The sequence below is a fragment of the Leisingera thetidis genome, from assembly GCF_025857195.1.
GTDB classification, from domain to species: domain Bacteria; phylum Pseudomonadota; class Alphaproteobacteria; order Rhodobacterales; family Rhodobacteraceae; genus Leisingera; species Leisingera thetidis.
Genome location: NZ_CP109787.1, coordinates 3,567,618 through 3,579,525 on the forward strand (window position 1 = coordinate 3,567,618; position 11,908 = coordinate 3,579,525).

General features: G+C 65.1%; 11 protein-coding genes. 3 read left to right on the plus strand and 8 right to left on the minus strand.

The annotated features are described in order from the left end of the window. Positions 1-92: 92 nt before the first annotated feature. From OKQ63_RS17210 to OKQ63_RS17220, 3 genes are read right to left on the minus strand one after another with little or no spacing between them, the layout of a single operon-like run. Entirely contained in the window at positions 93-893 is an 801-nt protein-coding gene (locus tag OKQ63_RS17210; RefSeq protein ID WP_264211259.1) for an ABC transporter substrate-binding protein, read from the minus strand. Beyond that, complete coding sequence (locus tag OKQ63_RS17215) at positions 890-1,600, minus strand: ATP-binding cassette domain-containing protein (RefSeq protein WP_264211260.1); 711 nt, start codon at positions 1,598-1,600, stop codon at positions 890-892. The genes OKQ63_RS17210 and OKQ63_RS17215 overlap by 4 nt, the downstream gene beginning before the upstream one ends. Continuing rightward, the gene (locus OKQ63_RS17220; protein ID WP_264211261.1) at positions 1,600-2,304 is read right to left on the minus strand and encodes an ABC transporter permease; all 705 of its coding nucleotides are present in this window, start codon (positions 2,302-2,304) and stop codon (positions 1,600-1,602) included. Before OKQ63_RS17220 ends, OKQ63_RS17215 begins: the two co-directional genes overlap by 1 nt. 289 nt (positions 2,305-2,593) lie before the next feature. Between OKQ63_RS17220 and nadA the strand changes: the two genes are divergently transcribed. Genes nadA through nadC form a run of 3 tightly spaced genes read left to right on the plus strand, consistent with a single transcriptional unit; the run spans position 2,594 to position 6,057 of the window. Beyond that, entirely contained in the window at positions 2,594-3,646 is a 1,053-nt protein-coding gene (gene nadA, locus OKQ63_RS17225; protein ID WP_264211262.1) for a quinolinate synthase NadA, read from the plus strand. Positions 3,647-3,649: 3 nt separating this feature from the next. Then, entirely contained in the window at positions 3,650-5,206 is a 1,557-nt protein-coding gene (locus tag OKQ63_RS17230) for an L-aspartate oxidase (RefSeq protein ID WP_264211263.1), read from the plus strand. Continuing rightward, a complete protein-coding gene (nadC, locus tag OKQ63_RS17235; RefSeq protein WP_264211264.1) occupies positions 5,203-6,057 on the plus strand; it encodes a carboxylating nicotinate-nucleotide diphosphorylase in 855 nt (284 codons plus the stop codon). The genes OKQ63_RS17230 and nadC overlap by 4 nt, the downstream gene beginning before the upstream one ends. 41 nt (positions 6,058-6,098) lie before the next feature. Here nadC and OKQ63_RS17240 read toward each other — a convergent pair whose 3' ends face one another. From OKQ63_RS17240 to OKQ63_RS17260, 5 genes are all read right to left on the minus strand, one after another. Further along, positions 6,099-7,559 carry a hypothetical protein gene (locus tag OKQ63_RS17240; protein ID WP_264211265.1) on the minus strand — a complete coding sequence of 487 codons (1,461 nt, stop codon included), beginning with the start codon at positions 7,557-7,559 and terminating at the stop codon, positions 6,099-6,101. Continuing rightward, on the minus strand, positions 7,556-8,320 hold the full coding sequence (locus OKQ63_RS17245; RefSeq protein WP_264211266.1) for a class I SAM-dependent methyltransferase: 765 nt from the start codon (positions 8,318-8,320) through the stop codon (positions 7,556-7,558). Before OKQ63_RS17245 ends, OKQ63_RS17240 begins: the two co-directional genes overlap by 4 nt. Before the next feature lie 18 nt (positions 8,321-8,338). Then, positions 8,339-8,719: a GtrA family protein gene (locus OKQ63_RS17250; protein ID WP_264213943.1), complete on the minus strand. Its 381-nt coding sequence runs from the start codon at positions 8,717-8,719 to the stop codon at positions 8,339-8,341. Positions 8,720-8,721: 2 nt separating this feature from the next. Beyond that, positions 8,722-9,699, minus strand: coding sequence for a glycosyltransferase family 2 protein (locus tag OKQ63_RS17255; RefSeq protein WP_264211267.1), 978 nt, complete (start codon positions 9,697-9,699; stop codon positions 8,722-8,724). A gap of 202 nt (positions 9,700-9,901) precedes the next feature. Next, positions 9,902-11,887: a CocE/NonD family hydrolase gene (locus OKQ63_RS17260; RefSeq protein ID WP_264211268.1), complete on the minus strand. Its 1,986-nt coding sequence runs from the start codon at positions 11,885-11,887 to the stop codon at positions 9,902-9,904. Between the last annotated feature and the right edge of the window lie 21 nt (positions 11,888-11,908).

Sequence of the window (11,908 nt, forward strand, 5' to 3'; positions counted from 1 at the left end):
GTTACTGACGGCAAGGGAGCTGCACGCGGCCCGCCAGAAACAAAAAAAGCCCTGCCTTGCGGCAGGGGCTTTCCCGATTTTACGCAGCGGTATTATTCAGCGTTGAAGACAAACAGCGTCTCACCGTTGATCTGATACCCGTTGATCAGCTCCCTGGCCTTGTCCGACACCAGCCAGTCTTCCAGCTGCACCGCAAGGTCATGCTTCACGTGGCCGTGCTTCTCCGGGTTCACCGGAATATAGGCATACTGGTTGAACAGCACCGGGTCGCCGGCGAACAGCAGCGCCAGATCACCCTTGTTGCCGAAGTTCAGCCAGCTGGCACGGTCCGACATGATGTAGGCATTCATGCCCGACGCGGTGTTGAGCGCGGCCCCCATGCCCGCGCCGACCGCGCGGTACCATTCGCCGAACGCCCCAGGGTCCAGCTCCGCCGCCTTCCACAGACCCAGCTCTTTCTTGTGGGTGCCGCTGTCATCGCCGCGGCTGACAAAGGCTGCTTCGGCTTCTGCAATCTTTTGCAGCGCCCCGGCGGCATCCGCAGCATCCGTCACACCGGCCTCATCCGCCTTGGGGCCGATGAACACGAAATCATTATACATGATTTCGCGGCGATGGGTGCCGTTGCCGCCGGCCAGGAACTTCTCCTCGGCCGTCTTGGAGTGCACCAGGATCGCATCAACGTCCCCGGCCTCGCCCAGCCGGATCGCCTGACCGGTGCCGACGACCAGCAGCTGCACATCCAGCCCCAGATCCTTCTTGATCTCCGGCAGCAGGATCTCTGCCAGCCCGGAATTGTGGAAGGACGTGGTCACCGCCATCTTCATCTCTTCCGCCAGCGCGGCGGTGGCCAAGGCGATGGATGCGACCGCACCCAGTATCAGGTGTTTCATTCGACAATATCTCCGTTCAGAAATGCGCGCCCCTGGGGCGTTTGAGGCCCGGCAAAGAAATCCCCCGCCGGGCTGAATTCGTGAATGCGGCCTTTGAGGACAAAGATAACCTCGTCCGCCAGCCGCCGCGCCTGGCCCATATTGTGGGTGGACATGATCAGCCGCGTGCCGCTGCCAGAGGCATGAGCCAGGATTTCCTCGATCTCGCGGGTGGCCCGGCCGTCGAGCGCGGCGCAAGGCTCATCGAGGAACAAGACCTCCGGCTCGCGCACCAGGGCACGGGCGAGCGCCAGTTTCTGCCGCTCGCCGCCCGACAGCATCGTGGCCTGACGCTCCAGGATTCCGCCCAGCCCCACGCGTTTGGCCCAGTCCGCCGCGCGCGTGCGCGCCTCCTTGCGGCCAACTCCCGTCAGCCTCAGCGGATAGGCGATGTTCTCGATCACCGTGCGGCGCATCATCACCGGGGTCTGGAACACAAAGGCCTGCCGCCTCTGCGCCTCTTCCAGCGGGCAGGCCCAGGCGAGGCTGCCGCCATTCATCCGCACGATACCATGCAGCATCTTGAGCAGCGTCGTCTTGCCCGCGCCATTGGGGCCGATGACGATGGACGTTCCCTGCCCGTCCAGCGTCAGATCCACCGGCCCAACCAGAACCTTGCCGCGGCGCCGCACCTGGGCGCCCTGGGCCAGCAGCGGGAACATCTGCATCACCAGCGCCCCTCGCTTTCGGTGCGGCCCAGCCAATGGATCGCCAGATTGACCGCAATCGCCAGCGCGATCAGCACAAAGCCCAGCCCCAGCGCCATGGCAAACTCGCCCTTGCCGGTCTCCAGCGCAATGGCCGTGGTCAGCACCCGCGTCGCGTGGTCGATATTGCCGCCCACCACCATGATCGCGCCAACCTCGCCAATCGCGCGGCCAAACCCCGCCAGCGCTGCCGTCAGCAGCGCCCGCCGCCCGTCCCAGAGCAGCGCCTGGATGCGCTGCAGCTGGGTCGCGTTCATCGAGATCAGCAGGTCATGGTAATCGCTCCACAACTCCCGCAATGACTGATGCGCGACCGAGGCCACCAACGGCACCACGATGACCACCTGCGCGATGATCATCGCCGTGGGGGTGAACAGCAGGCCAAACACGCCAAACGGCCCGGCGCGGGACAGGAACACATAGACCACCAGCCCCACCACCACCGGCGGCAGCCCCATCAGCGCATTGAGCACCGCTATCGTGGCGCGGCGCAGCCGGAACCGGCGCACCGCCAGGAAGGCCGCCAGCGGCAGCGCGATGGCACAGGCGATGGCCAGCGCGGTCAGCGTCACCCGCAGCGAACGCAGGGTGATCTCCACCAGATCCGCGTCCAGCGTCGCCAGCAGCCAAAAGGCCTGGCACAGTCCTGCCCACAGATCATTCATCGCGTCCGGTCACTCTCCCAGGGGCCATCGATCAGCCCGGTCTAACATGGCTTTGCGCGGCTCCAAATCACAGGAGAGGACGCCGGGACAGCCAAAAACGGCACTCCGGCTGGAAAATTCTGCCATTGATCCCCATCTTGGAAACGACAGCGCCCCGAAGATGCCGCCTGTTAGCGCCAAATCACCGCATTTGGCCGCAAAACCCCTCTCGCGCGCTTGCGTGCACGATATGAACGTGAAACAACCCCCGCCCAAAGTGTCACCCCGGACGCAACCTTGAGGAAACGCCATGTTCGACCTGCAATCCATGCGGGATCAGCTCGCCGCCCACTATGACCTGGCCCCCAATCCGGCCCTGGCCGAACAGATGGCTGATGTCTATGCCCGCATGGACCGCGTGGTGAACCCCATCGAATGGGCCACCCATGCGCCTTATGTTGCGGCCATCCTGGAGCTGAAAAAACAGCGCAACGCGGTGATTCTGGCGCATAACTACATGACGCCCGAAATCTATCACGGTATCTCGGACGTGGTCGGCGACAGCCTGCAGCTGGCGATCGAAGCCACCCGGGTCGAGGCCGACGTGATCGTCCAGTGCGGCGTGCATTTCATGGCCGAAACCTCCAAGATCCTGAGCCCGGAAAAGACCGTGCTGATTCCGGACATGGAGGCAGGCTGCTCGCTGGCGGAAAGCATCACCGCCGAGGGTGTTGCGGAAATGCGCCGCCGCTACCCGGGCGCGCCGGTGGTCACCTATGTGAACACCACGGCTGAGGTGAAAGCCGCGTCGGACATCTGCTGCACGTCCTCCAACGCCGCGCAGATCGTCGCAGCGATGGAAGAAGACACCATCATCATGACGCCGGACCAGTACCTGGCCCAGAACATTGCCCAGCTGGTTCCGGAAAAGAACATTGTCTGGTGGGAAGGCTCCTGCATCGTGCATGAGCAATACACCGCCAAGGACCTGCGCGATTTCCGCGAATGGAACCCCGGCACCCGGCTGATCGCCCATCCGGAATGCCCGCCCGATGTGGTGGCCGAGGCCGACTTTTCCGGCTCGACCAGCGGCATCGTCAAATACGTGACCGACGAAAAGCCGGAAAAGGCGCTGCTGATCACCGAATGCTCGATGGCCTCGAACATCGCCGATCAGCTGCCCGAGGTGGAATTCGTCGGCCCCTGCAACATGTGCCCCTACATGAAGAAGATCACCCTGGAGAAAATCCTGTGGTCGCTGCACACCATGACCGAACCGGTCGAGGTGGACCCCGAGGTGGCCGAAAAGGCCCGTGTTGCGGTGCAGCGGATGATCGATCTTTCGCAAAAACTGGGCATCTGATCCGTGATCGGTACCGGCCGTATCGTCATTGCCGGCGCAGGACTTGGCGCGCTTTATGCCGCGCTTGAGCTGGCACCGCGGCCGGTTCTGGTGATCTCCCCCGAAACCCTAGGCGAAGGCGCAAGCTCGGCCTGGGCGCAGGGCGGCGTTGCCGCGGCCATGGCCAGCCATGACACGCCGGAGGCCCATGCTGCCGACACTCTGCAGGCAGGTGCCGGCACCGTCGATCCTGAGGTCGCCGCGATGGTGACCCGGGTGGCGCGCGAGCACATCATCGACCTCACCGAGCTTGGCACGCCTTTCGACCGCGATGCGGACGGCAACTATGTGATGAGCCGCGAGGCCGCCCATTCCGCCGCCCGCGTGGTGCGGGTGAAGGGCGACCAGGCCGGCGACCGGATCATGCAGACGCTGATTGCCGCCGTCCGGGCGGCACCGTCCGTGCAAGTGCTGGAAAATACTCAAGCGGTCCGGCTGGAAACCGACGGCAGCACCGTCACCGGCATCTGGATCACCCGCGCCGATGCGCCTTCGGGCCCGGTGCTGATCAAGGCCCCCGGCGTGCTGCTGGCGGGCGGCGGTTCCGGCGGGCTTTATGCCCATACCACCAACCCGCCCCGCATCCGCGGCCAGGTGATCGGCTTTGCCGCCCGCGCCGGCGCCCGCATCGCCGACCCGGAATTCGTCCAGTTCCACCCCACCGCCTTTGACATCGGCGAGGACCCCGCCCCGCTCGCCACCGAAGCCCTGCGCGGCGACGGCGCGGTGCTGATCAACGCCGCTGGCGAGCGCTTCATGCTGGCCGAGCACCCGGATGCCGAGCTTGCCCCCCGCGACATCGTTGCCCGCGCAATTTTTGCCGAAACACAAGGCGGCCGCCGCCCGATGCTGGACACACGCGCCGCATTGGGCGCCGAGGTCCTGACCCGCTTTCCCACCGTTGCCGAAACCTGCGCCCGCGCAGGCATCGACCCGGTCAGGGACCCGATCCCCGTTGCCGTTGCCGCGCATTACCACATGGGCGGAGTCGAGGCCGACATGCAGGGCCGCACCAGCCTGGCGCGTCTCTGGGTCTGCGGCGAGGCCTCCTCCACCGGTCTCCACGGCGCCAACCGGCTGGCCTCCAACGGCCTGTTGGAAGCGCTGGTCTATGCCCGCAACGCCGCACAGGACATGGCGTCCCTGGATAGCCCCGCTGCCGCAGAAGAGGTCCACCCCGGCTTCCCGGCAGGCGGACAGGATCTGGGCACGGCCGCGCTGAAAGACTTGCGCGACACCATGACCGCCCACGCCGGCGTGCGCCGCACCGCCAAGGGCCTGAAACAGGCGCTCACCGCCATTGCCCGGCTCGAAGCGGCGCAGGCGGCGGACGAGAACTTCGCCAACATGTGCGCCACCGCCACGCTGATCGCCGCCGCCGCCCTCCAGCGCGAGGAAAGCCGCGGCGGCCATTTCCGCGACGATTTCCCCGAGGCCGACCCTGCGCAGGCCCGCCGCACCCGCATCACCCTGGACCAGGCCCTGGCGATCCGCGCCAAGGTTCAAGAGGAGCTGACATGAGCACCCATTTCGCCACCCTGCCCGACCTGATCCTGGAACCGATGGTGCGTGCCGCACTGATGGAAGACCTGGGACAGAACGGCGACATCACCACCCGCGCGGTGATCCCGGCTTCGGCCGCCTACTCTGCCCGGCTGAACGCCCGCGAGGACGGCGTGGTCTCCGGCATGCAGATCGCCCGCATCGCCTTTCATCTGGTGGATGCCGGCCTGAAGGTGAAAACCCTGCTCCCCGATGGCAGCCCTTGCAAGACGGGCGACACGCTGATGACCATCGAAGGCTCCGCCGCCTCGATCCTGTCGGGCGAACGCGTGGCGCTGAATTTTGCGGGCCGCCTCACCGGCATCGCCACCCTGACCGCCGCCTTTGCCGCGGAAACCAAGGGCACCGCGACCCGCATCACCTGCACCCGCAAGACCACCCCGGGCCTGCGCATTGCCGAGAAACAGGCGGTGCTGCACGGCGGCGGCTACAATCACCGTTTCGGCCTGTCGGATGCGATCCTGATCAAGGACAACCACATCGCAGCGGCCGGTGGCGTCAAAGCGGTGCTGGACGCCGCCAAGGCCAGCGTCAGCCACATGATGAAGGTGGAAATCGAAGTCGACACCCTGGACCAGCTGGCCGAGGTCATTGCCACCGGCGGCGCCGATGTTGTTCTGCTTGACAACATGGACACCCCCACGCTGATCAAGGCGGTGGAGATGGCCAGGGGCCATGTGGCGACCGAAGCCTCCGGCAACATGCGGCTGGAGCGCATTGCCGAAGTGGCCGCGACCGGGGTTGATTACATCTCCTCCGGAGCGCTCACCCATTCGGCGCGCACTCTGGATCTGGGCCTCGATTTCTGAGGCAAGCCGCAGGCAGGCGGCTTGCACCGCTTGCCCCAGTTCTACTGCCGCCGGTTCCGGGCCGCTTCCAGCTTGCCTTCCCGCAGCGGTTCGGGCGACAGCATCAGTACCGATCCGCCCTCGATCCGGCGCACTTCGAAGCCATCGCCCTGCAAACCCGCAAGCATTTCCTCCGGCAGATTTGCGCAGTCCCCGGGCCGGCTCTCGCACATTACGATGTCCCGGCCGGTCAAGTGCTTCAATCTGAACGTAACGGATTGATCCTTTTGCAAATCTGACTTCTTGGCAGCTTGCAGGGACAGGTAAGTGCCTGTGACGTAAACCGGCCCTTCGCCCCCTGCCAGCTCCGCCGCCATTGCGCGGCTTACCCGGTGCCATTCGGAAAACAGATAGTGGGTCAGCCCTCCAAAAACCACATAGACAGCGGTCAGGGTGAACAGCAGATTGCGGCTCATCCGCGCCCGCCCGCTATCGCGGATTTCAACTGCCAGCAAGCCAATGAAAACGGCTCCGAAGATCCACAGGAAGCCGCCGGAGCGCACCGGCATGTCTATCCCGCTGCGGATGACTTGCAGACAGATCAGCGCCAGCCCCATGCCGGCCCCGGACAGTATGTAGAGCGCGCGCCATTTGTCCCGCCGCATCACCGACAAGACGGCACCAGCGAGCAGCGCCGCTTGCAGCAGGGCCAGCGCCTCGTTGTTGTAGGAGCCTTTCTGTATCAGGCTGACCATGAACCGCCAGGCCAGTTTCGAATTCTCCAGCGCCGAGGCCAAATCATGCGCCGGGCTGGGATTGCGCCATTCTGCCATTGGCACCCCGAACACCCCGTGCACGGCATAGTTCAGCGAATAGATCGCCAGCATCCCCAGGGCAAAACTCGCGATGAACAGCGCCAGCAGCCCCGCCAGGTCCCTGGCCGAACGGGCGACTCCGGCCCGGGTCAGGCTCAGTCCCAGGATCAGGAACGGATAAGTGGTATAGGCCATCAGCGAGGCAGGCACAAAGACCAGCATCAGCCAGCGGCAGGTCCGCTCGCTCAGCCGGGTGGCCAGCCAGGCATAAAGCGCCACAATTGCTAGCCCCGGGATCAGTGTGTTGAACCACATCGAGATCAGCACCCAAGGCAGGCTGAGGCCGGCAATCAGCGCCACCATCACCCGCTGCCAAACCTCCGTCTCCCGGCCAAAAGCGTTGTGTACCAAGCAGCCCAGGTAGACCGCCCACAACAGCTGGTAGACCAGGAAATTCAGCCAGGCCGGTGTTACAAAACCACGCAGATGCCACAGGTAGTTGACCCAGCGCCCCTCGGTCAGGGTTTTTGCGTAAAACAGCGCAGGATCCGCCAGCAGCGCCGGGTAATCGTCGTGCCGGATCATCGGGTCCGGCAGCTGAAACAGCGCCGTCAGCAGCAGCATCGCAAAGACCGCAGCCACCGTGACCGGCAGCTGCGGCAGGGCGCGCTGCTGGGCAACGGGCCTGCTGGCGGAGGCCAGTGTCATCCCGCGGCCTCCTGCAGGCGGCGGGCCCGGCGCGCCAGCACCGCGGCACGGCCCTGGGCGATCTTTGTCACCATCGGCTGCGGCATCAGCGAGACCAGTCCGCGCCGCATCCGCCAGCCCAGGCTGCCCGCCAGCGGCACCTTCTGCCCGGCCGGGATTTCCGCTTCCAGCACCTCCTGCGGCAGCCCTTCACGGCCGGCGGCGTTGGCGTACAGCACGGTGTTGTAGCGGTACCAGGGCTCGACGCCCTCCATATGCTTCAGCCGGGGGCGGGCAAAGTCGAAGGCAGTGAAACCGTGCGCCGCAAACAACTCCTGCCAGAACGACAGCGGCTTCTCGTTGATATGGAACTCGCCCCCCTGCCCCGGCACTGCGGCCGAGAACAGCACCCGGTCGGCATGACGCGTCAGGCTGCCGACCAGCTTCTCAGAGGCCGCCTCGGGCAGGTGCTCGCCCACCTCCAGGCTTTGCGCCAGATCGAACTTGCGGCCCAGGTCAAAAGGTTTGGTCAGGTCGGCAGCGTGGAACTGCGCGCACGGGATCGCCAGCCGGCCGCGGTCGACATAATCGCCATCGACCCCGGCCACGTCCCGCACACCCGCCTTGATCCATTCGCTCAGCCAGACACCGCGGCCGCTGCCCAGATCCAGCACGCTGCCCGCTTGCAGATGCGGCTGCACCACCGAAATCATCGCCTGCGCCGAGGAGCGCGCGCCCTGGTCGATATAGTCGTAAAACTCGTTGGAATAGATATGGGACATGATTGCTCCGATCTTTATTCAGCCAGCCGCGGCATACACCCAGAGGCGGAAGATAATGAAATTCTGAACCGGCAGGATCACGGTGACGGCGGCGGCAGACAGCCAGTGCGCCCAGCCCAGCGCCGGGCCGATCACGCCGGTGATCAGCGCCGAGACGGCAAAGCCGGCAGCAATGGTGCAGGCAAAGCGCGCCATCTGGTCCGGCAGGCCCAGCGGGCGCCGGAAGGTCCACGCCGTCTGCAGAACGTATTGCACGGCCACCGCGGCGGCAAAGGCCAGCGCATTGGCCGGCGCCTGGGCCAGGCCCGCTGCCAGGAGGGCGGTGTAGCCCAGCACATACAGCCCCGCGACCGTGGCTCCCACGACGGAAAACCGCAGGATCTGCCCCGCGTCCTTCATGCTCACGACGCTTCCTTGCGAAGCGGCGCGGGCTCAATTTCCACGGGCTCCACAGAAGCGCGGTTGCCGGTTTCCTCCGACAGGAAATACATCGGCCGCTGTTTGCTCTCCATATAGAGCCGGCCGATATATTCCCCCATGATCCCGAGCGTCAGCAGCTGAATGCCGGAGAAAAAGGAAATCGCCAGCAGCATCGACGCCCAGCCCGGCGCCGTGTTGTAGAGGATCAGCGACAGGAACACATACACCGCCATCAGGAAGGTCACATAAAGGCTCAGGAACGCCAGCCGCGTCGCCATTTTCAGCGGCTTGGTGGAAAACCCGGTCAGCGCATCGGTGGCAAAGCGCAGCATCGCCCTGAACGGGTACTTGGTAACCCCGGCAACCCGCGCATCGCGCACATATTCCAGTCCGATTTGCTTGAACCCCGCCCAGGCGAACATGCCGCGGATGAACCGCGCCCGCTCCGGCATCGCCAGAACGGCCGCCAGCGCGCGGCGGCTGACCAGGCGGAAATCGCCGGTGTCCTTGGGGATATCCACATCCGACAGCGTGTTCAGGAAGCGGTAGAACAGAAAGGCGGTGGCCTTCTTGAACAGGGTCTCGCCCTGCCGCTCCGCCCGGCGCCCGTAAACCACGTCATAGCCGCGGTCCATCATCATCATCATGTCGGGCAGGATCTCCGGCGGGTCCTGCAGGTCCGCATCCAGCATGAAGACCCGCGCGCCGCGCGCCGCCTCCAGCCCGGCGGTCAGCGCCACCTGATGGCCGCGGTTGGCCGACAGGCGTATGCCCCGCACCACCGGGTGCTTGGCATGAGCCGCCTCGATGGCCGCCCAGGTGTCGTCGCTGGAGCCGTCATCCGCCAGAATGATCTCGGCGTCCTGCGCCCATGGTTCAATGGCCTGCACCAGCCGCTCCACCAGCAGGGGGACCGACTCTTCTTCGTTGTAGCAGGGCACAACAACGGAAAGCTGCACTTTCTCGCCCTCTAGTCTGTTTGTTAACCGCTCGTTAACCACGATACTGGCCGATCCGGCACAGCAAGGGCAACGGCAGCCCGCTGAGAGCTGAATTTGCAATCAAATGGTTAAGGGCCTGTGTGCTTTGGGTAACGCACTATGTCAAAACCAAGGCAAATGCGGACGAATTGCCGAAAATCCGCCCGCATCCCGCCCCGGTCTACAGCACGCCGCGGGGAATCGTTTCCTGCCATTCCCTGACGAGCACCAGGTCTTTGCCGGCGCCCTCATACGCGGTCGCCTTGCGCCAGAGGTAGAAGTTCTCCCTGTCACAAGTCACCCTGTTTTCGGTATCGATCGAAACCTGCCAGCCGCCGCGCTCGAACTCGAAGGTCCAGTTGCTGGCAAAGGCAGCCGTGGCCGGGTCATCCGGATGGACTTCGTAATGCATGGTGACATGGCTGCCCACGCACATGCCGTGATGGGGATCCACCGCCTTGCCGTAGTCGTCAAAGGTATCCAGCACCAGCGCGCCGTCCTCACGGGCCCAGGTTCTGGAGGTACCGCCGGCCGCGCGCAATTGCTCTGCCTGCAGCACCGGATAGTCCCGCGGCGCGCCGGGGTTCTGCGGCTCGATCTCTTCTGCAGCCCGCCGTTCCGGAAGCACCAGCGCGCACCCCTCCAGATGCAGGCTGACCTCCGCCGCCTCCGGCGCGGGCCAGACAATCGGCCAGTACGACGTTGACAGCGCCAGCCGCAGCTTGTGGCCCGGCTTCAGGCGGTGGGCGCATTCGTTCAGCTCGATCTCCGCTTCATAGCGTTCACCCGGCACCAGCTCCTCCGGCGCCTCGAAACCGTTGCGGCAAGTCAGATTCAGCGGCCGGTAAGTGATCCGCTGCGACACGCCCTCGGGCGATACATCGCAGAGCCGCGCAACCAGCTGCGCTACCGGCTTGTCGGCGCTGAAAGCAATCTTGACCCGCGGGCGTCCCAGCAGCTCCAGCGGCTCCGCCAAGGGGATAGTGTCGAAACAGGCCGACAGCTTGTCATCCGCCGCCTGGTCGCCCGCTAGCTCATTGTCAAACCGCATCCCTGGACAGAAATAGCCGGAAGCCTGCCCCACCGTGGCGGGATTGCTGACTGCCGATACCCCTTGCCCGGGCGTTTCCGCAAGCACTCCCGCGCCCAGATGCATCACCCGCTCCCGCACGTTGGGCGAGGGCCAGTTTGCCTCTGCCACCCAGCGCCCCCGGCGCGGCTTGTTCTGCATGGACGGGTTGAAATGCTCCTGCATGTAGACGCGGTAATCCGGAAGGTCTTCGGCACCGGTCTCCTCGCCCTTCAGCCATTTGCCGAACCAGGCCAGCACCTCGCCATGAAAATCCGCCGGGTCCAGCTTGGCAATATGGGCATAGCGGTGCTCCCACGGGCCGATCATCGCCTTGGCGGGCACAGTCAGGTTTGCCGCCAGCGCGGGCGGCGCGTTCACATAGGCATCTGCCCAGCCGGTGATTGCCAGCACCGGCGCCTGGATCGCGGGCCAGTCCTCGCAGACCGACCCGTGTTTCCAGAAATCCCCCCGGGTCTGGTGCCGCAGCCAATCGGCAGCCATGAAGGGCATCTCCTCAATCCGCCTGATCCAGTCCGCGCGCCAGTCCGGCCGGTGCTCCGGGTCCGCCGGGCGGGACTGATAGGCAAACATCTGGCTGCCCCAGTTGGCATTGTCGCTCAGCAGGCAGCCGCCCATGTAGTGGATATCATCGGCATAGCGGTCCACGGTCGAGGCAACCGACACCACAGCCTTCAAGGCTTCCGGACGGCGGAAAGCCAGCTGCAGCCCGTTGAAGCCGCCCCAGCTGATCCCGATCATGCCGATATTGCCGTCGCACCACTCCTGCGCTGCAATCCAGGCCAGCACCGCCTCGCCGTCGCTCAGCTCCTGCTCGGAGTATTCATCGTCAAACACCCCCTCGCTGTCGCCGGTGCCCGCAATGTCCACCCGGATGCAGGCATAACCCGCGGCGGCAAAGACTGGATGCGTGGTCTCATCGCGCGGCGCTGTGCCGTCGCGCTTGCGGTAGGGCAGATATTCGAGAATTGCCGGAAACGGCCCCTCCCCTTCGGGCATCCACATACGCGCCGACAGTTTGCGCCCGTCCGGCAGGGGGATCCATGTATTCTCGATGATGCTGTATGCGCCAGCCATTTGCGGTGTCCTTTGTCGTGT

Coding starts and splice junctions, on each gene's coding strand:
- OKQ63_RS17210 (WP_264211259.1), bottom strand. CDS start 893: ATGAAACACCTGATACTGGGTGCGGTCGCATCCATCGCCTTGGCCACC.
- OKQ63_RS17215 (WP_264211260.1), bottom strand. CDS start 1,600: ATGCAGATGTTCCCGCTGCTGGCCCAGGGCGCCCAGGTGCGGCGCCGC.
- OKQ63_RS17220 (WP_264211261.1), bottom strand. CDS start 2,304: ATGAATGATCTGTGGGCAGGACTGTGCCAGGCCTTTTGGCTGCTGGCG.
- nadA (WP_264211262.1), top strand. CDS start 2,594: ATGTTCGACCTGCAATCCATGCGGGATCAGCTCGCCGCCCACTATGAC.
- nadC (WP_264211264.1), top strand. CDS start 5,203: ATGAGCACCCATTTCGCCACCCTGCCCGACCTGATCCTGGAACCGATG.
- OKQ63_RS17240 (WP_264211265.1), bottom strand. CDS start 7,559: ATGACACTGGCCTCCGCCAGCAGGCCCGTTGCCCAGCAGCGCGCCCTG.
- OKQ63_RS17245 (WP_264211266.1), bottom strand. CDS start 8,320: ATGTCCCATATCTATTCCAACGAGTTTTACGACTATATCGACCAGGGC.
- OKQ63_RS17250 (WP_264213943.1), bottom strand. CDS start 8,719: ATGAAGGACGCGGGGCAGATCCTGCGGTTTTCCGTCGTGGGAGCCACG.
- OKQ63_RS17260 (WP_264211268.1), bottom strand. CDS start 11,887: ATGGCTGGCGCATACAGCATCATCGAGAATACATGGATCCCCCTGCCG.